This is a genomic window from Streptomyces marincola (assembly GCF_020410765.1).
In the GTDB taxonomy this organism is placed as follows: domain Bacteria; phylum Actinomycetota; class Actinomycetes; order Streptomycetales; family Streptomycetaceae; genus Streptomyces; species Streptomyces marincola.
On record NZ_CP084541.1, the window covers coordinates 2,668,375 to 2,690,373 of the forward strand.

Here is a 21,999-nt window from a genome sequence, read left to right on the forward strand (position 1 = left end):
TCACATGGAGATCACACCGGCGATGCCGGGTCACCGCTCGGGGGAGAACTCCACCGGGAGTGCGCGCAGACCCCGCATGATCAGGCCACCGCGCCAGCGCAACTGGCTCCCGTCCCCGGCCAGTCGGAGGTCGGGCAGGCGAACGAGCAGCGTGCGCAAGGCCGTTCTGGCCTCAAGACGCGCCAGCGGCGCGCCCAGGCAGTAGTGGATGCCGTGCCCGTAGCCCAGGTGCTGGTTGTCGGTCCTGCCCAGGTCGAGCGCGTCCGGCGCGGCGAACCTCTCCGGGTCGCGGTCGGCGGCGGCCAGCACCACGAGGACCGGGTCGCCCGCGGCCACCCGCCGGCCGCCGAGCGTCAGCGGCTCGGCCGCGAACCGCCAGGTCGCCAGCTCGACCGGCCCGTCGAACCGCAGCAGTTCCTCGGCCGCGAGCGCGACGAACTCCTCGTCGCCCGCCGCGACCGCCGCGCGCAGCCGCGCCAGCTGCCCGGGGTCGCGCAGCAGCGAGAGCATGCCGTTCCCGATGAGGTTGACCGTCGTCTCGAAGCCGGCGAACAGCAGGATGAACGCCATCGCCGCGGCCTCCTCCTCCGACAGGTGCTCACCGTGGTCGGAGGCGCGGATCAGCCCCGAGATCAGGTCGTCGCCCAGGGCGTCGCGCTTGCGGTGGATCAGCTCGCCGAGGTAGGCGCGCATGTGCTTGACCGCGCGCGCCACCCCGCCGCGCCGACCCGAGGTGTGCAGCATCATCCCGGCCCAGCGCCGGAAGTCCTCCTGGTCCTCCGCCGGCACGCCGAGCATGTCGCAGATCGCGTAGATGGGCAGCGGGAACGCGAACTCGTCGATCAGGTCGGCCGAGCCCCTGGCCGCGAACCCGTCCACGAGCCGGTCGGCCAGCTCGCGCACCCGGGGTTCGAACGCCGCCACGCGCCGGGGCGTGAACGCCTGGGAGACCAGGCGCCGCAGTCGCGTGTGGTCGGGCGGGTCGATGTTCAGCAGGTGGGGCGTGACGTTGGCGCGGCGCTCGCCGGGGATGCCGACGCGGCCGGAGGCGTGCTCGGCGGCCCGGTGCCGCTGCGGGTCCTTGCTGAGCCTGGGGTCGGCCAGGGCCCGCCTCGCGTCGGCGTAGCGGGTCACCAGCCAGGCCGGGACCCCGCTGGGCAGCACGGTCCAGCGCACCGGCTCGTTGCGGCGCAGCCACGCGTACGCCGGGTAGGGGTCGGCCGTGAACGCGGGGCCGAACAGCTCCGGCGGCTCCTCAGCCATGGGCCGGCCGCCGGTCGTCCGCGCCGTCCGTGCCGTTCACGCCGTTCACGCCGTTCACCCCGAGTGCGCCGTTCACACCCTTCACACCGTCCGCGCCATGGACGCCGTTCACGCCATCGACGCCATCAACACCATCAACGCCGTCCGCGCCGCCGGGAACGGCCGCGCCGCCGAGTGCTCCGGCACCGGCCCGGGCGGCGGTGCGGTCGGGTATCACCGCCGACACCCGGAACCCGCCGCCGTCCGTCGGCCCCGAGACGAACCCGCCGCCCAGCGCCGTCACCCGCTCCCGCATGCCCACCAGGCCGTTGCCCCCGCTCGGCAGGCGCGCGCCGCCCCCGCCGGCCGGCGCCTCGTTCTGCACGAGCACCGCGACCTCGCCCTCCCGGTGCGCCAGCCGCACGTGCGCCGCCGCGCCCGCCGCGTGCTTGTGCACGTTCGTCAGCGCCTCCTGCACCACGCGGTACGCCGTGGACTCCACCTGGGCCGCGTAGTCCCGCGGCTCGCCCTCCACCGCGAGGTCCACCGTCATCCCGGCCGCCCGCGACTGGTCGACGAGCGCCGCCACCCCGGTCAGCGAGGGCCCGGGGCCCTCGCCCCGCCGGCCGGGCGCCGGCCCGGCCGGCGCGGGCTCCCCGTCCCTCGGCTCGCGCGGCCCCGGGGCGCCCGCCCGCTCCCCGCGGCGGGGCCCGGCCTCCCTGGCGCCCGCGTCGCCGGCCCGCAACACGCCCAGCATGGTGCGCAGTTCGGTCAGCGCCTGCCGTCCCATGTCACCGATGAGCGTGGCGTTGCGCGCGGCCTTCTCCGGGTCCTTGACCGCGACCGCCTGGAGCGCCGCCGCGTGCACCACCATCAGGCTCACCCGGTGCGCGACGACATCGTGCATCTCGCGGGCGATGCGCCGCCGCTCCTCCGCGCGGGCCCACTCGGCCCGCTCCTCCGCACGGTCGGCGAGCAGGGACAGCTCGCGCTCCAGGCCGTCCGCGCGGTCCCGCAGCGACTCCACCAGCCGCCGCCTGGCCCGCACGTACATGCCGAGCAGCACCGGGGGCACCACGGCCGCGATCCCGAAGAGCACGGACACCAGCGGCGTGAACCAGGCGGGCAGCGCCTGCTCGCGCAGGCCCGCGTCCTGGTCGAGCAGCAGCGAGACGACGATCACGGTGCCGATGCCGTGCATGCAGGCGAGACCGGCGACCAGGCGCTTGGGCGCCTCGGTGGTGGCGAGGGTGTAGAGCCCGCAGAGGGCCAGCAGGCTGCCCATGTTGGCGGGCAGGACGGCGAACGAGACGAGGACCACGGCGAGCGGCGAGCGGCGCCGCACGATCATGACAAGACCGGCCAGGGCTCCGGCCACGACGACCGGCCACACCGGCAGTCCGGTGCGGGAGGCGAAGCCCATGCCCTGGAACGCGCACTCGGCCGCCGAGGCGAGCGCGAGCCCCCCGTCGAGCGCCACACTGCGCCGCCGCGTCCACCACCACAGCGCGAAGCCCCGTTCCGGCGTGGTGGCCCCCGTCCCTTCCATGACGACCAGCCTACGGGCGGGGGCCACTTCTTTTCCGGCGGGGAACCGGCCACGGAACCCGCCACCGCCCCCGCCGCGGAACGGGCCACCGCCCCCGCCGTGCGACCGGGCCCGGGACCGCCCGCGTCCCGGCGTCCCGGGAGCGTTCGCGCGCCCGCGCGTGACCGCCGGGTTGACCGTGACGTCGCGCCGGATGTCGGCGGGCTGGCATAGTGTTCGCTGTCGGGCAGGCGCTCCGTTCCAGCCGGAACGTTCTGCCCAATTCACCATCCCCTGTGGTGTAATTGGCAGCACTGCGGTTTTTGGTACCGTATGTCCAGGTTCGAGTCCTGGCGGGGGAGCCCTTGCCGGCCGCGCGGCGGCCGGCCGGCCTCACGCCCCCGGGATCGTCGTCAGGAACTCACCGGTCCACGCCAGCAGCTCCCGCCCGGTCAGCGGCTTGCCGCCGATCCGCGCCGTCGTCGGCCGCGGCACCAGCACCTGGCCCGTCGCACGCTTGAGCACCGAGCCCGGGTAGACCCGGTTCAGCCGCAGCTCCTGCGACTCCCGCAGCTCCACCGGCGAGAACCTGACCTTGCTGCCCTGCAACGTGATGTCCGTGACCCCGCACGCCCTGGCCAGCATGCGCAGCCCGGCCACCAGCAGCAGGTTCTCCACCGGCTCGGGCAGCGGGCCGTACCGGTCGGCCAGCTCCTCGCGCACCGCGCGGATGTCGTCCTCGGAGTTCGCCGCCGCGATCGACCGGTACGCCTGGAGGCGCAGCCGCTCCCCCGGCGCGTAGTCGTGCGGCACGTGCGCGTCCACCGGCAGCTCGATCTTCACTTCGAGCAGCGACTCGTCCGGCTCGCCGCCGCCCTCCTCAAGCGTCGCGCGGTAGTCCGCCACCGCCTCGCCGACCATGCGCACGTACAGGTCGAACCCGACGCCCGCGATGTGCCCCGACTGCTCCCCGCCCAGCAGGTTGCCCGCGCCCCTGATCTCCAGGTCCTTCATCGCCACGTACATGCCCGCGCCCATCTCCGTGTGCTGGGCGATCGTGGCGAGGCGTTCGTGCGCGGTCTCCGTCAGCGGCTTCTCCGGCGGGTAGAGGAAGTACGCGTAGCCGCGCTCGCGGCCCCGGCCCACCCGGCCGCGCAGCTGGTGCAGCTGCGAGAGGCCGAAGGTGTCGCCGCGCTCCACGATGAGCGTGTTGGCGTTCGAGATGTCGATGCCCGACTCGACGATCGTCGTGGACACCAGCACGTCGAACCGCTTCTCCCAGAAGTCCACCACGACCCGCTCAAGCGCCGTCTCGCCCATCTGGCCGTGCGCCGTCGCGATCCTGGCCTCGGGAACGATCTGCCGCAGCCTGGCGGCGACGCGGTCGATGGACTCCACCCGGTTGTGGATGTAGAAGACCTGCCCCTCGCGCAGCAGCTCCCTGCGGATCGCCGCCCCGATCTGCCGCTCCTCGTAGGGCCCGACGAACGTCAGCACCGGGTGCCGCTCCTCGGGCGGCGTCGTGATCGTCGACATCTCCCTGATGCCGGTCACGGCCATCTCCAGCGTGCGCGGGATCGGCGTGGCCGACATGGTCAGCACGTCCACGTTGGCCCGCAGCTTCTTCAGCTGCTCCTTGTGCTCGACGCCGAACCGCTGCTCCTCGTCGACGATCACCAGGCCGAGGTCCTTGAACTTCACCTCGGACGAGAACAGCCGGTGCGTGCCGATCACGATGTCGACCGACCCGTCCCGCAGCCCCTCGGTCACCGCCCGCGCGTCGGCCTCCGTCTGGAAGCGCGAGAGCGGGCGCACGTTCACGGGGAACTGCGCGTACCGCTCCGAGAACGTCCCGAAGTGCTGCTGCACCAGCAGCGTCGTCGGCACGAGCACCGCGACCTGCTTGCCGTCCTGCACCGCCTTGAACGCCGCGCGCACCGCGATCTCGGTCTTGCCGTAGCCGACGTCGCCGCAGATCAGCCGGTCCATCGGGACCGACTTCTCCATGTCCTCCTTGACCTCGGCGATGGTCGTCATCTGGTCGGGCGTCTCGATGTAGGGGAACGCGTCCTCAAGCTCCCGCTGCCACGGCGTGTCCGCGCCGAACGCGTGCCCCGGCGCGGCCATCCGCGCCGAGTACAGCTTGATCAGGTCGGCGGCGATCTCCTTGACCGCCTTCTTCGCCCTGGCCTTCGTCTTCGTCCAGTCCGCCCCGCCGAGGCGGTGCAGCGAGGGCGCCTCCCCGCCGACGTACTTGGTCACCTGGTCGAGCTGGTCGGTGGGCACGAACAGCCGGTCGCCCGGCTGCCCCCGCTTCGCGGGCGCGTACTCCACGAGCAGGTACTCGCGGGTGGCACCCTGCACCGTGCGCTGCACCATCTCGACGTAACGGCCCACGCCGTGCTGCTCGTGCACGATGTAGTCGCCGGGCTCCAGGGTGAGCGGGTCGAGCGTCTTGCGGCGCCTGGCCGGCATCCGCGCGCCCTCGCGGCCCGCCGCCTTCTGCCCGGTCAGGTCGGTCTCGGTGAGCACCGCGAGCCGCAGCCCCGGCGCGACGAAGCCGTGCTCAACGGCGCCGCAGGCCACGTGCACCACGGAGGGCGCGACCTGCCCGGTCAGCGGCGTGGTCAGGCGCGCGGCGATGCCCTCGCCGGCCAGCACCTCGGCGGTGCGCGCGGCCGGGCCGTGCGCCTCCGTGACGTACACCACGCGCCAGCCGTCGGCCAGCCACCCCTTGGTGTCGGCCAGCGCCCGCGCCGTGTCGCCCCGGTACGTCTCGGGGGCGCGCAACCCGAGCCGCAGCGTATCGTCCTCCGCGTCCTCCGCGAGGTCGGGCGAGAACGGCGAGACCGACCACCACAGCATGCCCAGCTCGGCCGCGTGCTCGCGGATCTCGGCCAGGCCGCGCAACGAGGCCGCGCCCACGTCGATCGGCGCCTCGCCGGTGTCCGACATGGCGGCGGCCACCCACGACGCCTGGAGGAACTCCTGGCTGGTGGCCACCAGGTCGGCGGCCCGGCCGCGCACGCGCTCCGGGTCGCAGACGACCGCCATACTGCCGGCCGGCAGCACGTCGAGCAGCAGCTCCATGTCGTCCACGAGCACGGGGGCCAGGGACTCCATGCCGTCCACCGCGATGCCCTCGGCGATCTTGCCGAGCAGCTCGTCCAGCTCCGGGTGGCTCCTGGCCAGCTCGGCGGCCCGCGCCCGCACCTCGTCGGTCAGCAGCAGCTCGCGGCACGGCGGCGCCCACAGGCCGTGCTCCGCGACTTCGAGCGACCGCTGGTCCGCGACCTTGAAGTACCGGATCTCCTCGACGTCGTCGCCCCAGAACTCCACGCGCAGCGGGTGCTCCTCCGTCGGCGGGAACACGTCCAGGATGCCGCCGCGGACCGCGAACTCACCGCGTTTCTCGACCAGTTCGACCCGCGAGTAGGCCGCGGCGGCCAGCCGCTCGGTCACGTCGGCCAGGTCGGCGCTCTCGCCGCCGCGCAGCGCGACGGGCTCCAGGTCGCCGAGCCCGGCCACCTGCGGCTGGAGCACCGAGCGCACCGGCGCGACCACCACGGACACCGGCCCGGCCGCCGGGTCGTCCGCGCTCGGGTGCGCCAGCCGCCGCAGCACGGCGAGCCGCCGGCCGACGGTGTCGGCGCGCGGCGAGAGCCGTTCGTGCGGCAGCGTCTCCCACGCCGGGTACTCCACGACGCCGTCCGGCGGCAGCAGCGAGCGCAGCGCCGCCGCCAGGTCCTCGGCCTCCCGGCCGGTCGCCGTCACCGCGAGGACCGGCCGCCCGGCGGAACGGGCCAGCGCGGCCACCGCGAACGGGCGCGCGGCCGGCGGGCCGACGAGGTCCACGTGGCGCCTGGCGCCTTCGGCGGCCACGCGGACCGCCTCGGCCAGGGCGGACTCTTCGGTTACGGCGTCGAGCAGGCCGGTGAGGCTCATGGGTCATTCCATCCGGTGGCGTCTCGGATGCTCGGCAACGGCCGGGTCGTCGGGCATCTGTCGGTCGGCGGGCGGCAGCGCCGCCCGGGCGGGCCGGGCGTTCCGCCGGGGCGCGGCGGGCAACCCGAAACACCCGGCACGCGTCGCGGGCCGGGGTCATCCCAGGGTACGCGCCCCCGGGGCGCGCGCGCCCGGCGACCGGGCGGTCACCGTGCGTGACGCGCCGGGTCCGTCGCGCGCACGGGGCGCGCGGGGCCACCGCGCCGCCCGGGCCGGGGCGCCGGGGGCGGCCGTTCAGTCGCCTGCCCGGTCGCCTGCGCCCCGGGTCCCGTTCAGTCGCCCGCGACCCGGATCTCGGGCTCGTGCCGCACGGGGAAGTTCACCGAGTTCGCGATGAAGCACTTGCGGTGGGCGTCCTCGTGCAGCGCCGTCGCCGCCTCCACCATCGACGCGTCGGCGACCGTCACCACCGGGCGCAGCACGACCCCGGTGAAACCGCCGCCCACGCCCGCCGCCTCGGCCATCGTGCCGCGCGCGGTGTCCTCGTAGGCCGTGACCACGACCTTCTTGAGCGAGCAGGCGGCCAGGTACGACAGCATGTGGCACTGCGCGAGCGCGGCCACGAGCAGGTCCTCCGGGTTCCACCGCTCCGCGTCGCCGAGGAAGAAGGGGTCCGCGCTGGCGGGCAGCCGCGTGGCCTTCCCCGGCGCGCTCGTGTCGATGTCGCGCGCGTAGTCGCGGTAACCGGCCGTCCCGGCACCGGTGTTGCCCGTCCATGTGACGGTGACGTCGTACGTGTGCTCGCGGGTCCTCGACATGGTGGCGCTCCCTCCGGGCCGACCGGGCCGACGCAGCCACGGTACCCGGGATCGCGCGCACGCCCCGGCGCCCGGACCGCGCGCGAGCGCCCCGGACGCCGCGCCGGGCGGCCCCGCGCACGCGCCCGCGAGGGCTTCGGGGCCGCGCGGTGACGTGGGCATGCCGCCAATCCGTTACCTGGCGCATGCCGCGAAGAAACGTTTCACCTCCATGATGGCGTGCGCACGACCACGCAACTCTGCCGAGCCGAATCCACCCCCACCTCAAGGGAGTTCCGCGTGTTCCGCCCCCACAGCGCCCCTGCGCGGCGCGGTTTCTACGCGCGTCGACGCCTCGCCGCGCTCGCCGCCCTCACCGGTCTCATATCCCTGGCCGCGCTGTTCACCGGCCCCGCGGCCCAGGCCGCACTGCCCACACCCGTCAGCGCGGCCACCGCCCGCGCCTACCTCGCGGCCCTGCCGGTCGCCACCGAGGACCGCACCGGCTACGACCGCGACCTCTTCCCGCACTGGAGCAGCCAGGGCGGGAACTGCAACACCCGCGAGGTCGTGCTGCGGCGCGACGGCACCGGCGTCGAGACCGACGCCTCCTGCGCCGCCGTCCGCGGCAGCTGGTACTCCGTATACGACGGCGCGACCTGGACGGCCGCCTCCGACGTCGACATCGACCACCTCGTCCCGCTCGCCGAGGCGTGGGACTCGGGCGCCGACTCCTGGACGACCTCGCGGCGCCAGGCGTTCGCCAACGACCTGACCCGGCCGCAGCTGCTCGCGGTCACCGACAACGTCAACCAGGCCAAGGGCGACCAGGACCCGGCCCAGTGGCTGCCCCCGCGCAGCGCCTACCACTGCGTGTACGCGCGGGCCTGGGTGCACGTGAAGCACCACTGGGGCCTTTCGGTCGACTCCGCGGAGAAGAGCGCACTGACCCGCGTGCTGAACGGCTGCTGACCCCAGCCGCTCCACGGGGGACCATGCACCCTCCCCCGCCGCCCGTGTCGTGCTCACAACCCGGCCGGCGGCGGGGGAGGGCCACTTCGCGCGCCCGCGCCCCCTCAGTCCTCCAGGTCCAGGGCCAGCGTGGTGTGCTGGGTGTACAGGATCTCGACGAACACCAGCGTGCACGCCCGCACGCGCGCCCGGTACACGCGGTCGACCACCAGGTCGGGACGCGGGGTGAGGGGGTAGGCGTTCGACGTGTAGGCGGTGCCGCCGTTGCTGCCCGTGCTCGCGTGCACGTGGTTCATGTAGCGGATGCCGGTGTCGAGATCGACGACCATCGGATATTGGAACGCCTCCCCCAGCCCGGAACGCCTGCGTTTCTTCTCCGGCCTGGTGTCGGCGTACTCGGTGACCTCGATCAGGTGGCCGACCGGCAGCGGCGCGGGGTAGTTCAGCGTCAGCAGCTGGGACATCGGCCCAGCGTAGGCGAGCGCGCGCCCGCGCGCCCCGGTCCGACGGGGAACGGCGGCGGGCCCATGGGAGAACAGTGCCGGGCCGCACGGGAAACGGCGGCGGGCCCGGCCGAGGGACGCCGAGGGACGCCGAGGGACGCCGAGGGACATTGTCAGGCCGTCACCGGCAGGGTGCGCAGCCCGCGGATGACGAACTCGCCGCGCCGCTCCGGCGCGCCGGCCGGCCGGAGCCCGGGCAGGCGCGCGGTGAGCGCCGCGAGCGCGGCGGCCCCCGGCGGGCGGTCCTGCGACACCCTCGCGCTCGACGCGCCGCACCCGCCCGTCTCCGTCGCGAACTGGCCCGTCATCCAGGTGCACGTGTGGCCAAAGACCGCTTCCCCGGGCGCGCGGCCGGTGGCCGGTGGGCGGCTGGCGGTGCCTCATCGCGGGTCCCGGCGCCGGGCCCGGGTGACGCGCTCGGGGCCGCGCGCGGCGGCGGGCGCGAGACCCGCCGCCGGTCCTGGGCGGCGGCCGACGCGACCCCGGCCGCCGCCCCGCGCGGTCACCAGTCGTGGACCGTGCCGTCCGTCAGGCGGTTGACGGGCAGGTAGGCCGGCTCGTACGGGTGGGCCGCCGCCGCCTCGTCGTCCAGCTCGACGCCGAGCCCGGGGGTGTCCGAGGGGTGCAGCAGCCCGTCCTCGAACGTGTAGCTGGTGCGGAACACCTCAAGCGTGCGCGGCGAGTGCCGCATGTATTCCTGGATGCCGAAGTTGTGGATGGCCAGGTCGAGGTGCAGCGCGGCGGCCATGCCGACCGGCGAGATGTCGGTGGGCCCGTGCATCCCGGACTTCACGCCGTAGTGCGCGGCCATGTCGAGCAGCTTCTTCATCGCGCTCACACCGCCGGTGTGCGTCACGGCCGACCGCACGTAGTCGATCAGGCGTTCGCGCAGCAGCACCGTGTAGTCGTGCGCCGAGTTGAACACCTCGCCGATCGCCAGCGGCGTCGTCGTGTGCTGCCGGATCAGGCGCAGCGCCGCCTGGTCCTCGCCCGGGGTGGCGTCCTCAAGCCAGAACAGGTCGTACGGTTCGAGCGCCTTGCCGAGCTTCGCGGCCTGAATGGGCGTCATCCGGTGGTGGCCGTCGTGCAGCAGCGGCAGTTCCGGCCCGAACTCGGCCCGCACCGCCTCGAACACGCCCGGGATGTGCCGCAGGTACGCGCGCGTGTCCCAGCTCTCCTCGACGGGCAGCGCCGTGCGCCGCGCCGGCTCGTAGTCGTAGCGCTCCCCGCCGCCGGCGGCCGAGGCCGCCACGCCGTACACCGAGTCGAGGCCCGGCACGCCGGTCTGGACGCGGATGGCGCGGTAGCCGTCCTCGATGTGCGCGCGGATCGAGTCGAGCAGCTCGGGCACGTCGCGGCCCGAGGCGTGCCCGTAGGCGAGGGCGCCGGTGCGCGAGGCGCCGCCGAGCAGCTGGTACAGCGGCATGCCCGCGGCCTTCGCCTTGATGTCCCACAGCGCCATGTCGACGGCGGCTATCGCGGCCATCGTGACCGGCCCGCGCCGCCAGTAGGCGCCCCGGTACAGGTACTGCCAGGTGTCCTCGATCCGCGCGGCGTCGCGCCCCTTGAGCAGCGGAACGACGTGCTCGGTCAGGTAGGCCGCGACGGACAGCTCGCGGCCGTTGAGCGTGGCGTCCCCGAGCCCGGTCCTGCCGTCGGACGTGGTGATCCGCAGGGTCACGAAGTTGCGCCCCGGGCTGGTGACGATCACCTCGGCTGATTCGATCCTCATGGCCTCGGCCTGCATGTTCCTCGTTCCTCAGTCTCGGGTGAGTTCGGTGACGACGACGCCGTAGGGGAACAGCTCGACGGCCGGGAAGTGCTGCCCGGTCAGGTCCCGCAGGGTGCCGTCGGCGACGCGCGGCTTGACGGTCAGCGGCTCCGCGTGCTGGCTGACGAACCAGACGAACGAGCGCCCGTCCTCGTGCTCCATCCGCCCCACCAGCACGCGCGGGTCGTCCACCGTGACGTCCGGCGCGACACCCGCCTCGGCCGCGAGCGCCGCGTACAGGCGCCACGTCGGCTCGGGGTTGACCCGGGGGGTGAGCGCCGCCATGTGCTCGACGGGGTAGGTGCACAGCACCACGCGGCCCGCGCCGCGCGCGTGGGACAGCAGGAACGGCCGGCCGTGCGCGTCGGTGGCGAGCACCTCGGCGCCGTTGGGCTCGACGGGCAGGTAGGTGCGGGAGTTCTCCGTGCCGGCGACCGGGAACACCAGCTCCTCGCCGGCCCTGATGCCGCCGAAGTCGCGCGTGAACGTGACGCGCACCTCGTCGTCCTCGATCGGGTCGGTGAGCCCGTAGCGCAGCTGCTTCACGACGCCGAACGTCTCGTCCAGCTTCGGCCACCACGAGCCGCGCTGCACGTGGTGCTCGCCGACGTAGTAGGAGGCGTAGACCGTCGCCCCGGCCTCGGCGCGCGCCAGCAGGTGCCGCCAGCCGGGCGCCGTGAGCTGCTTCGCGGACGGCAGCAGGTACAGCGCGCAGTCGTCGGGCAGCCCGTCGGCCTCGCGCGCCACGCCGACCGGCAGGTCGGCCTCGCGGGCCGCGACGTACGCCTGCCTGGTGTGCGCGAAGACGCTGGTGTGGTCCTCGGGCTGGGTGAACGGGTACGGCTTCTCAAGGAACGAGGACACCACGAGCGCGATCCGCGTGTCCGCCCGGCGCAGCCGGGGCGCGTCCACCGCGCGCAGCACCTCGGTGAACCGCTTGACCTCGCGCAGCTGCTCCTTGGGCCGGCCCTGGTCGTCGGTCAGCCCGAAGTGCATCTCGAACGGGTGGTGGCTGTAGGGCTCCTGGTGCCACAGCTCGTCGTAGTCCGTGTTGTTCCACGGAATCCAGCCGGTCGCGCCGGCCAGCAGCGTGTTGTGCAGGATCTGCCGGTAGTAGTGGGCGGCGTTCTCCTCGGAGACGTAGTCCGAGGTCAGGCCGAACTCCTCCATGATCACCGGCTTGCCGCCGATGGGCCCGAGCAGTTCGCAGATGAACGCGGCGCCGAGGTGCTGGCGGACCTCGTCGGTCTCCATGCGGTAGACGTGCGGCCCGTGGAAGTCGATCAGCGGCTCAAGGTCGCGGATGCGGAAGCCGTTGTCCGCGCCGGTGATCTCCACGCCCCAGGCGCCGTCGCCGACGGACACCGGCTGGTGGGCGCCGGCGTCGCGGAGCGCGTCGATCAGGGTCTTCGCCCAGGCGGTGACGGCGTCCGCGTCGATGGTGCCGATGCCGCGCGACTGCCAGTGCCCGTAGATGGGGATCTCGTTGGTGAGCAGCCAGCCCGCGACGGCGGGGTGGTCCTTCCAGCGGGCGCCGAGGGTGCGGACGTACCACTCCTGCTGGGCGACGAACGACGGGTCGGAGAAGATGTCCCGCCCGTCGCGCCAGGCCGGGTCCCAGTTCTGGCCGGACATGTGGCCGACGATGAACGTGGGGATGGTGGTCATGCCGAGCGCGTGGTGCCGGTCGAGGAAGTCGTCGTAGTGGGCGACCAGTTGATCGTCGAGGGTGTTCTCGGCCGGCATGAAGTCGGGCCAGTAGAAGAACGAGCGGGTGAGCGTGATCCCGTGGTCGCGCATGGTCCGCAGTTCCTCGTCGATGACGTCGGTGCGGTAGTCGCGCCACATCAGCGGACCGCCCGTGCGGGACCAGTAGTTCACCCCCACCCAGGGGGTGCCGTCGCCGAGCTTCGCCGCGTTGCGCTTCATCGCCTGCGTCCGTTTCCTTCCCGGGGAGCCCGGTCCGCGCCCGGCGGCGCCGGGCCGACCGCCCCGGACAGGTATATCGTTTTACTTGAACGGTGTCGACCCATTCATGCGACGAGATCACCGCGTGCCGGGGGTCCGCCGGGCCGCGCGGTGCACCGTTCCACCACGGGAGCGTGCGGGCCCGGCCGCTGGTACGGTGAGGCGGTTTCCGCCCGCGCCGCGCGTGCTGTCCCCCGGCGCCCCGCGACGCCGCCGGGCCCCGGGCGCGGGCCGCTGTCCCACCGCCCGCCGCGCGGGCGGTGGTTCCCAGGGGGTGTGGAGATGACCGGGCCGACCGAAGGGCAGCCCGACCGGGCGCGCCGGAGCGCGCGCCGGAGCGGGCCGGCCAAGCCCACCATCGCCGACGTGGCCGCGCTGGCCGGCGTCTCGGTGTCCGCCGTCTCGAAGGTCGTCAACGGCCGCGACGGCATCTCGCCGCCCACCCGGCAGCGCGTGCTCGACGCCGCCGCGAAGCTCGGCTGGGCGCCGTCGGCCACGGCGGTCGCGCTGCGCGGGGCGCGCACGCGCGCCATCGGCATGGTCGCGGGGCGCTCCCCCGACGTGCTGGCCACCGACCCGCACTTCACGCTGCTGATCTCCGGCATCGAACGCGAACTCGCCCCCGCCGACCACGGCCTGCTGCTGCACATCGTCGGCGAGGAGCCGGGCGCTGAGGAACGCGCCTACCGGCGGCTCGCGGAGGAACGCCGCGTCGACGGCGTCATCCTCACCGAGAGCCGCGTCGGTGACCTCCGTTTCGACCTCCTGCGCCGCCTGCGGCTGCCCGCGGTCCTGGTCGGGGCCCCCTGGCGGGACGACCCGGTCGTCGCCGTGCGGGCCGCGGACCAGGACGCGGGCGTGCGGGCGGCCGTCGCGCACCTGCACGGCCTCGGGCACCGGCGGATCTCGTACGTCTCGGGGCCCCAGGACCGGGTGCACACCGTGTTCAGGCGCCGGGTGTTCGCGGAGGCCATGGCAGAACACGGGCTGCGGCCCGGCCGGACGCTCATCTCCGACTTCACCGCGCAGGGCGCCGTCGCCGCGATGCGCGAACTGCTGGCGGCCGACGCGGGGGAACGCCCGACGGCCGTGCTGTTCGCCAACGACACGATGGCCGTGGCCGGTATGAACGCCGCCCGCCGCCTCGGCTTCGACGTCCCCCGCGACCTCTCGGTCATCGGGTACGACGACCTGCCGCTGGGCGAGTTGGTGTTCCCGAGCCTCACCACGATCGGGCAGGACCTGGTCCAGCTGGGCCGGGCGGCGGCGGCGGCCATGTTCGGCCTGCTGTCCGTCCCGCACGCGACCGGCCCCGTCCCGGTCCGCCCGCCCCGCCTCATCCCCCGCGAATCCACCGGCCCCGCGCCCGTTTAGGCGTGTCCGCGTTGCACATCCGTTGAGCCGCCCGCGGGAACGCGCGCCCCTCGTCGCGCCCTCGTCGCCAAGGCGCGCGACGACGGTCGAATACCTGGCCGGCGGCCGAAGCCTCCTCCACCATCGAACGCACCGGTCGGCCGTCGGCGCCCGGTGGGCCGACCGGGGCACGGCGAGAACCCACTCGCCGTGGCGCTCAGGCGTCTCGGGACCGATCAGGGCGCGGCCCGACATGAGCTGTTCGAACTCGGCCACCCGCAGCGCCGGATGCGCCTAAGCTGACCCGAAGCACCCGCGATCACGGCAACGCCCCCCTCCACCCCACCCGAGCCTGTGACCTGCACTGATGCACTACCGACGAGTCACTGCAAAACCCAGCCCCAGCCACCACCCAACAGCCCCACCGACCTGGCCCTTTACCCTCGGGCCCCCTCATCACCCCAAGTGGGTTCGCAACGCGACCATGCCGAGGAACCCGCCGGGGTCCTTGACGCCCCCTCATCACCCCAAGTGGGTTCGCAACAGCAGCCAGCGGCCGAGCGGGGTCTGCTCGATCGCGCGCCCCCTCATCACCCCAAGTGGGTTCGCAACGCCAAACGCGCATTGATGATTCCGATGAGTTCGTTCACGTCCCCTCATCACCCCAGGTGGGTTCGCAACCTATCGCCCTCGCCGCGCTTGAAGGGATCCGGACTTGGGCCCTCATCGCCCCAAGTGGGTTCGCAACTGGACGGCGAGGGTCTGGAGCAGGGCGCCGAGGGCGAGGCCCTCATCCCCCCAAGTGGGTTCGCAACATGCCGGGGGCGATGTGCGGCCAGTCGTCGATGTGTGCGGGGCCCTCATCACCGCAAGTGGGTTCGCAACTTGCCCTGCGACATGGCGTTGCACATCGGCACGACTTCCGGGCCCTCATCACCCCAGGTGGGTTCGCAACGGCGACACGGCGTGCGACGGGGGCATGCCGGGGGTCCAGGTCCTCATCACCCCAGGTGGGATCGCAACCCCAACTCCGCCGCCGCAACCCCGGCGCCCGCGGCCGTCCTCATCACCCCAGGTGGGTTCGCAACACGCGCGCATTCTTCGTGGTTGGGTACTGATCCACGTCCTCATCACCCCAGGTGGGTTCGCAACCAGGGCATCAGCCCCATGCGCCTGGATAAATGAATTGGCGCCCTCATCACCCCAAGTGGGTTCGCAACCGCCCTGGACGAGTCCGATGAGCAGGCGGCCGGAGGTGCCCTCATCACCCCAGGTGGGTTCGCAACGTGTGCGGGACCCACGTCGTCTCCCGCGTCGTCTTCCACGGCCCTCATCACCCCAAGTGGGTTCGCAACGGGGCATACCCCTCGCGCAACCCGACGCCGACGAGCCCTCATCACCCCGAGTGGGTTCGCAACGCGGTCATGCGGTCCCCCACACGAGGTAGGTGGCGCGCCCTCATCACCCCAAGTGGGTTCGCAACGTGTCCGACACCCGGTCGTAGGTGTGCCAAGCCCAAGGCCCTCATCACCCCAAGTGGGTTCGCAACGGCGGCCCGTAGAGACAGCGCCCGCCGGGCCCGTAGGTCCTCATCACCCCAAATGGGTTCGCAGGCCACGCCCCGCCGCCCCGGCGCGGCGCACTCGCGCTCGGCGCCGGGCGCCGGGGCAGGTGGGCCCCGGCGCCCGGCGGCTGCCGGTCAGGCCGGCGGCTGCCGGTCAGGCCGGCGGCTGCCGGTCAGGCCGGGGGTTGCGGCTTGCGCATGATCTCGACCAGGCTCGCGAGGCTGTCGGGGCCGTGGCCTGCCGCCGCGGCCCGGCGCATGGTCGCCTTCAGCAGCTCGGGCAGGGAGTTGTCCACGCCCCTGGCCGCCGCGGCGTGCAGGAGGTGGTCGATCGCCGCGATCTGCACGTCGACGGTGGCGTCGTCGCCGGGGTAGCGACCGGCGTCGACCTGGGACGCGTACCCGGTCATGATCTCGGTGACGGTCGCCAGCCAGCGGATCGCTATGGGCGTGAACGACTCCGCGGGTATCTTCTCCGACCCGACCAGCGCGGCGCCGTGCAGCCAGCCGGCCATGGTGGCCCACATGAGACCGAGCAGACCGGCGTCGTGCAACGAGGCCAGGCCGGGGTCGGCTCCCAGGTACAGCGGGTCGCCGAACGCCGCGAGCGCCGGGCGGTGCGCGTCGAACACGGCCCGCGCGCCGCTGAACAGGACCATCCGCTCGGCGCTGCCCACGCCCTCGGGGGTGGTCATGATCGCGCCGTCGAGGTAGTCGAGCCCGTGGCCCTCGGCCCACGCGACGGCCTCGACGGCCTGCTCGGGCGAGCCCGAGGTGAGGTTGACCAGGGTCTTGCCCGCGAGTCCAGCGGCGCCCGGGTCGAGCACGGAGTACAGCGCGTCGTAGTCGAGCACGCACGCGACCACGAGCGGGCTCGCCGCGACCGCTTCCTCGGGTGTCGCCGCCGCGTGGGCGCCCCGTTCGACCAGCGGCGCGGCCTTGGCCGCCGTGCGGTTCCACACGGTGACCCGGTACCCCTGGTCGAGCAGCGCGGCGGCCAGGGCGGTGCCCATCGCGCCGAGCCCGAGGACGGTCGCGGCGGGTCGTTCGGTCGGGGCGGGTCGTTCGGCTGCGTCGGGTTGTTCCGCGGACATCACACAACTCCTCGTCACTCACAGGTGCGTTGATCACTTCATGACATGCGGGGCAGCCGGGGCGGGCAGGTTCGAACGGGCGCTCCCCGGCTCATCCGCCTCAGGCCGGGCGGGGCGGACCGGCGCCGGACGGCACGGCGGATGCGTCCTGTTCGGCGCGGTCGGACGGGCCGAGTTCGACCAGGTACATGGCCGCGAGCACCACGGCCACGCCGACGAGCTGCATCCACGTCAGGCGGTCCCCGGCCAGCCGCCCCACCAGCGCCGCGAACACCGGCTCAAGCGTCATCACCACCGCGATCCGCGTCGCGTTGATCCTGATCTGCGCCCACGTCTGCACCACGAACGCCACCGCCGTCGCCAGCACCCCCGTGAGCAACACCCCCGACCACGCCGCGCCGTCCGGCGGCACCACCTCGAACCCACCCGGCACCGACGCCGCAGCGCACAGTACCGACACCGTCAGCAACTGCACCACCACGAGCGCGTAGGGGTCGCGGCCCACCACCCACTCCCCCGTCCCCACGATCTGGAGGGCCAGGCACAACGCGCAGACCAGCGTCACCGCCTCGCCGAACCCCACCGCGAACCCCCGCAGCGTCAGCAGCCCGAGCCCCACCACGGCCAGCGCCGTTCCCGCCCACGCCCACCGCGTCAGCCTCCGCCGCAGGAACACCGCCGTGATCAGCGGCGTGAAAACAACGAACATCCCCGTCACGAACGCCGAAATCGTCGACGACGTGTGCTGCAATCCCACCGACTGCAACACATACGTGGCCGCCAGCGCGACACCGAGCAGAACACCCCGCACCACACCACCCCGGTCCAGCGCGAACACCGCACGCGGCCGTAACGCGATCAAAACCAGAGCCGCCACCGTGAAACGCGCCGCGTTGAACCCCGTCACCGGCATCCGCTCGACCGAATCCTGGACCACCACGAACGTCGAACCCCACACCGCCGTCACGGCCACCATCAGCACAACGGCCGGCGCGTTCCGATCCGCGTGCCGTTCCCGGCGGCCGGGCGCGGGCGCGGCCGGGGGGCGTTCCCCGGCCTCCTGCCGGGTGGTCACGGCCGGGCGCCCCGGAGAAAGCGGAACCCGGGATCCGGGGGCGACGGCCGCCGGGACACTGTCTCGGCTGTACGAAAAGGAATACCGTGCGACTCCTGCCGCCCTTGCCCACCCCGGCCGATATACGACGCGTAATCCCCCACGTGTTCATGCTGTCCGGGGGTCCTGCGCCCTGTCAAGCAATATCCTTCCGCGCGCGGAAGGCCCCGCACGCGCCGTGGCGCGGAACAGCGCGGAACAGCACACGCGGCACACGGCCATTCGCACACCATCGGGCAATTCACCAGAAAGAACGGTCGCTATCCCGCCATGTTGCGACGCGACAGCGCGCAACTAAAGAATCCCAAAGACAAGAAAAGCGACAACGACGGCGCTCGCCCCGGTCAGGCGCCGCGCGAGACCGCCTCGACGACGGCGGCCACGTCGGCGCGGCTCATCGGCTCGGTGTCCATGGAGTTGTGGATGGTCAGCCCCTCGATCAGCGCGTCCAGCGCGCGGGCGGTCCTGGCGTCGAAGTGCTTGCCGAGCGTCGCGCGGCTGGCCCGCATCCAGGACCGCGTCACGTCGAGCACGTCCGGGTTCCGCGACGAGAACGCGTACAGCTCGTAGATCAGCATCAGTTCGCGCGGGCTGCCCCAGCGCGGACCGCAGATGATCTCCACCACGGCGGCGCGCGCCTGCGCCACGTCGCGCGCCTCGTCGAGCAGTTCCCGGTACCGCGCCGACATCGACTCGGCGAGGCGGTTGAACGCCTCGGTGAGCAGCTGGTGCAGGCTGTCGAAGTAGTACGTCGTCGAGCCGAGCGAGACGCCCGCGGCCTCGGCGACGCGCCGGTGCGTGGTACCGGCCACGCCGTGCTCGGCGATCACGTCGAGCGCCGCGTCGATGATGCGGTCGCGCCGCCCGGGATCGTTCGGACCACGTGAGGCACCCGTCACGTTCCTCCACCCCTTCCGCCACTCCACCCGGCCCCGTACATTTGTACATACTCGGGTGGGGGTCGTCGCACCACCGCCTGCTCCGCCACCCCACCCCACCTCACTGGAAGAGTCGCTGCCCCATGGATCTCGCCACGCGCCGCCGCCGGCTCGCGCTGTTCCTGTTCTTCATGGTGCCGGGACTCTCGATCTCCTCGTGGGTGACCCGAACCCCCGACATCCGCGACGCGCTGGACGCGTCCACCGCGCAGATGGGCCTCGTCCTGTTCGGCCTGTCGGTCGGCTCCATGCTCGGCATCCTCAGCTCCGGCGCGCTGGTGGCCCGGTTCGGCACCCGGCCGGTCATCGGTACCGGCACCATACTCGTGATCGCCAGCATGGCGGCCATCGGCTGCGGCACGCTGCTGTCCTCCGCGCCCCTGGTGACGGCCGGCCTGTTCCTCTTCGGCGCGGGCATGGGCTCCGGCGAGGTGGCGATGAACATCGACGGCGCCGAGGTCGAACGCATCACCGCCCGCACCGTTCTGCCGACCCTGCACGGCTTCTTCAGCCTCGGCACGGTGGTCGGCGCGAGCCTCGGCATCGTGTTCACGGCGACGGAGTTCCCGGTGCAGTGGCACCTCGCGGCCATCGCGGTCGTCTCGACGGCGATCCTGCTGTACGCCCACCGCCACATTCCCTCCGGCATCGGAATCCGCGCGCGCGAGGGCAAGGGCGCCGGAGCGGGAACGAACGCGCCCGCGCCCGTTTGGCGCGACTCGCGCCTGCTGCTGATCGGCGGCATCATCCTGGCGATGGCCCTGGCCGAGGGCGCAGCGAACGACTGGCTGCCCCTGCTGATGGTCGACGGCCACGGCCTCGACGCGACCATGGGCTCCGCCGTCTACGCGGGCTTCGCCGCGGCGATGGCCGCGGGCCGGTTCACCGGCGGCTTCCTCATCGACCGCTTCGGGCGCGTGGCCGTCGTGCGGGGCAGCGCGGTGTCGGCCGCGTTCGGGCTCACGATGGTGATCTTCGTGGACCACGCGGTGTTCGCCGGCGCGGCCGTGCTCCTGTGGGGCCTCGGCGCCGCGCTCGGCTTCCCCCTCGCCCTCTCCGCGGCGGGCGACTCGGGCGAGGACTCGGCCGCCCGGGTCAGCTTCGTGGCGATGATCGGGTACGTCGCCTTCCTCGTCGGGCCGCCGGGACTCGGCTTCCTCGGCGACCACTACGGCCTGCGCGCGGCCATGACCGCCGTCCTCGCCTTCGTGGCCGTGGCGATCTTCCTCGCCCCCGCCGTCGGTTCCCGCAAGGCCACCGCCCGGCAGTCCGAGCCGGCCGTCCCCGCGACGGACGACGCCGCGCCACCGCGCACCTGACCCCGCACGGCCGGAGCCGCGCGCTCAGCGCGGCTCCGCCGCCTCCGGCTCCGCCCGGCCCTGCCACTCGGCTCCGGTGCCCTGCCCGCCTCCCTCACGCTTCCCCGACACGGCACGCGCGACGGCGTCAGCGATGAACGGGACACCGCCGCAACTGCCGCCCGGCCAACGACGCTCGCGGTTCTCCTCCTCGCACGGCTCGTACTCGGCCGGCGCCCGCAGCGTTGTCTCGCCGCGCCCGTCCTTCTCCACGAACCAGACGCGATCGCGTTCGAGGATGTCCCCGCCCTCACGCCGGCCGACCAGGCTCACGTCATGCGTAGTGAAGATCAACTGCGCGCCGTGCGAATTGGTTCCCGGGCTGTGGAAGAGATCGATCAAGCGGGCCGTGAGCAGGGGGTGCAGGCCGGCGTCGATCTCGTCGACGACAAAGGTCCCCCCGGTACGCAGCACCCCGAAAAGGCGTGGGGCCAGGTCGAGCAGTGCCCACGTGCCCGAGCACTCGTCCCGCAGGTCCATCCGCACGATCCCAGCGCGACCCCGGTGCCCGACCCACCGCCTGAACGCCTCCCGCGAGCCCTCCCCCTCGTCCACGGGGAGGCGCCGCGTGCCGTACTCCTCGATGCCGAGATCGGCAGCCCGCAGCAGATCCACCGTCTCCGGATACCTGTCGGCTTCCTCCAACGCCCGCATGCTGTCCGGCGAAAGTCGGGCACCGTACTGGCCACGGAACCAAAGCCGCCGCGTGAACCAGTCGTACACGGGACGGACATCGGTCTGCTTCGATCGCGCGGCCACCGACAGGAAGAGGACGTTGGGCTCGGTAAGGCTCTGCACGAGCCGAAGCCGCCCGGCGTGCTGGGAGTCCCCGGGCCGGATCTGCTGCCCCTCACGCGAAAACAACTCGCGTGCCCTGCCGCGCGGGAAGCTGTACAGCCACTCCTCGACCACCTGCCGGTCGTCCACACCGAACCCGTACGTGTGCCGGACCCCGCTGAGCAGGAGATCGACGACAAACCACGAGGGCCCTTTCCTGGCCTCTTCGTCCAGCAGGAACGGCTCTCGTTCGACGCCGCCCTCCGGCTCGGCGTCCCGGTGCGATGAGGTCACCATCCGGGCCATGTACTGAAGGGCCCGCACCAGATTCGACTTGCCCGAGGCGTTGGCCCCGAGCAGCCCGACGACTGGAACGGCCTTCCAACGACTGCCCTCCGGGCGGTCGACGCCATGGACGGCGGCCAGATCGAGCCGCTGCTCGTGCCGAAGCGAACGGTGGTTGGCCACCCGGAAGCCGAGGAGCACGACGCCTCCCTGCCTCGTCGCCCGATCCCGCCCCACCCTTGCATGTGGGACGCACGGCACGCGGTCCGGCAGAGGAAAAACGGACCTCAAACGCCCGACTCCGGAGGAGAATGCACACGAAGGAGTGAGCCCGGCGCCCGTTCCGCGCCCAGTTGATCGCCGGGCCGGGGGCATGGACTACGGAGGGAGCGCTATGCCCGATGTGACCCGTTTGGTGACCCATGCCGAGCTGGAGGAAGCCACCACGAACGACCGGCAGTTGTCGGTCTCGGCTCGGCTTGAGGCCGTGCTCGCGGATGGCCGGAGCGTCGTGCTGCTCGACGATCGCGGCTGGTCCCAGTCGGGACCGCCCGGCACACACTCCTACATCTCGGCCGAAGAGGTCGAGGCCACGGCCCGGACGGTGGTCGGGCCGGACGAGCCGTTCGGCGGCAGAACGTGGGAGCAGATGGAGAACGACCACTGGGGGCACCTGGCCGGCCTCCTCAGGCACCGGGGCGTGGACGTGACCGGGGACCGACTGGCCGAGCTGCCCCACGACGTCGTTCTCGGCGAACGCCTCCGCGCCTGGCTCGCCTGAACGGCCCGC

The 21,999-nt window shown here is 73.1% G+C and carries 16 protein-coding genes and 1 tRNA gene; 5 read left to right on the forward strand and 12 right to left on the reverse strand.

Annotated features, from left to right (window positions below):
- Positions 1 to 30: 30 nt before the first annotated feature.
- Both LC193_RS11250 and LC193_RS11255 read right to left on the reverse strand, forming a co-directional pair.
- Positions 31 to 1,263, reverse strand: coding sequence for a cytochrome P450 family protein (locus tag LC193_RS11250; protein ID WP_226073758.1), 1,233 nt, complete (start codon positions 1,261 to 1,263; stop codon positions 31 to 33).
- The gene (locus LC193_RS11255) at positions 1,256 to 2,791 is read right to left on the reverse strand and encodes a sensor histidine kinase (RefSeq protein WP_226073759.1); all 1,536 of its coding nucleotides are present in this window, start codon (positions 2,789 to 2,791) and stop codon (positions 1,256 to 1,258) included. The genes LC193_RS11250 and LC193_RS11255 overlap by 8 nt, the downstream gene beginning before the upstream one ends.
- 269 nt (positions 2,792 to 3,060) lie before the next feature.
- On the opposite strand from LC193_RS11255, the gene LC193_RS11260 reads away from it, so the two are divergent.
- Positions 3,061 to 3,132 (forward strand) — tRNA-Gln (locus LC193_RS11260).
- A gap of 31 nt (positions 3,133 to 3,163) precedes the next feature.
- Here LC193_RS11260 and mfd read toward each other — a convergent pair.
- The gene (mfd, locus tag LC193_RS11265; RefSeq protein ID WP_226073760.1) at positions 3,164 to 6,715 is read right to left on the reverse strand and encodes a transcription-repair coupling factor; all 3,552 of its coding nucleotides are present in this window, start codon (positions 6,713 to 6,715) and stop codon (positions 3,164 to 3,166) included.
- A gap of 332 nt (positions 6,716 to 7,047) precedes the next feature.
- The gene (locus LC193_RS11270) at positions 7,048 to 7,533 is read right to left on the reverse strand and encodes an OsmC family protein (protein WP_226073761.1); all 486 of its coding nucleotides are present in this window, start codon (positions 7,531 to 7,533) and stop codon (positions 7,048 to 7,050) included.
- A gap of 279 nt (positions 7,534 to 7,812) precedes the next feature.
- On the opposite strand from LC193_RS11270, the gene LC193_RS11275 reads away from it, so the two are divergent.
- Positions 7,813 to 8,484 (forward strand): HNH endonuclease family protein, encoded by a 672-nt coding sequence (locus tag LC193_RS11275; RefSeq protein WP_226073762.1) that lies wholly within the window; start codon positions 7,813 to 7,815, stop codon positions 8,482 to 8,484.
- 104 nt (positions 8,485 to 8,588) lie between these two features.
- Here the strand turns inward: LC193_RS11275 and LC193_RS11280 are convergent, their stop codons facing one another.
- From LC193_RS11280 to LC193_RS11295, 4 genes are all read right to left on the reverse strand, one after another.
- Entirely contained in the window at positions 8,589 to 8,948 is a 360-nt protein-coding gene (locus LC193_RS11280; RefSeq protein WP_226073763.1) for a hypothetical protein, read from the reverse strand.
- A gap of 152 nt (positions 8,949 to 9,100) precedes the next feature.
- Complete coding sequence (locus tag LC193_RS11285) at positions 9,101 to 9,295, reverse strand: cytochrome P450 (RefSeq protein ID WP_226073764.1); 195 nt, start codon at positions 9,293 to 9,295, stop codon at positions 9,101 to 9,103.
- A gap of 194 nt (positions 9,296 to 9,489) precedes the next feature.
- Positions 9,490 to 10,719: a D-mannonate dehydratase ManD gene (gene manD, locus LC193_RS11290; RefSeq protein WP_226073765.1), complete on the reverse strand. Its 1,230-nt coding sequence runs from the start codon at positions 10,717 to 10,719 to the stop codon at positions 9,490 to 9,492.
- 27 nt (positions 10,720 to 10,746) lie between these two features.
- Positions 10,747 to 12,687 carry a glycoside hydrolase 5 family protein gene (locus tag LC193_RS11295; RefSeq protein ID WP_226073766.1) on the reverse strand — a complete coding sequence of 647 codons (1,941 nt, stop codon included), beginning with the start codon at positions 12,685 to 12,687 and terminating at the stop codon, positions 10,747 to 10,749.
- Between the two features lie 321 nt (positions 12,688 to 13,008).
- Between LC193_RS11295 and LC193_RS11300 the strand changes: the two genes are divergently transcribed.
- Positions 13,009 to 14,100: a LacI family DNA-binding transcriptional regulator gene (locus LC193_RS11300; protein ID WP_226073767.1), complete on the forward strand. Its 1,092-nt coding sequence runs from the start codon at positions 13,009 to 13,011 to the stop codon at positions 14,098 to 14,100.
- Positions 14,101 to 15,816: 1,716 nt separating this feature from the next.
- On the opposite strand, the gene LC193_RS11305 is transcribed toward LC193_RS11300, so the two are convergent.
- The 3 genes from LC193_RS11305 to LC193_RS11315 all read right to left on the reverse strand — a co-directional run bounded on the left by LC193_RS11305 (position 15,817) and on the right by LC193_RS11315 (position 18,750).
- On the reverse strand, positions 15,817 to 16,737 hold the full coding sequence (locus LC193_RS11305; RefSeq protein WP_226073768.1) for an NAD(P)-dependent oxidoreductase: 921 nt from the start codon (positions 16,735 to 16,737) through the stop codon (positions 15,817 to 15,819).
- Between the two features lie 100 nt (positions 16,738 to 16,837).
- Entirely contained in the window at positions 16,838 to 17,812 is a 975-nt protein-coding gene (locus LC193_RS11310) for a DMT family transporter (RefSeq protein ID WP_226073769.1), read from the reverse strand.
- Positions 17,813 to 18,195: 383 nt separating this feature from the next.
- A complete protein-coding gene (locus LC193_RS11315) occupies positions 18,196 to 18,750 on the reverse strand; it encodes a TetR/AcrR family transcriptional regulator (RefSeq protein ID WP_226073770.1) in 555 nt (184 codons plus the stop codon).
- Between the two features lie 122 nt (positions 18,751 to 18,872).
- Between LC193_RS11315 and LC193_RS11320 the strand changes: the two genes are divergently transcribed.
- Positions 18,873 to 20,108, forward strand: a complete 1,236-nt coding sequence (locus tag LC193_RS11320) for an MFS transporter (RefSeq protein WP_226073771.1) — start codon at positions 18,873 to 18,875, stop codon at positions 20,106 to 20,108.
- A gap of 24 nt (positions 20,109 to 20,132) precedes the next feature.
- Here the strand turns inward: LC193_RS11320 and LC193_RS11325 are convergent, their stop codons facing one another.
- Positions 20,133 to 21,410, reverse strand: coding sequence for an AAA family ATPase (locus LC193_RS11325; protein ID WP_226073773.1), 1,278 nt, complete (start codon positions 21,408 to 21,410; stop codon positions 20,133 to 20,135).
- A gap of 193 nt (positions 21,411 to 21,603) precedes the next feature.
- Between LC193_RS11325 and LC193_RS11330 the strand changes: the two genes are divergently transcribed.
- Positions 21,604 to 21,990, forward strand: a complete 387-nt coding sequence (locus LC193_RS11330) for a hypothetical protein (RefSeq protein ID WP_226073775.1) — start codon at positions 21,604 to 21,606, stop codon at positions 21,988 to 21,990.
- The last annotated feature ends 9 nt before the right edge of the window (positions 21,991 to 21,999 follow it).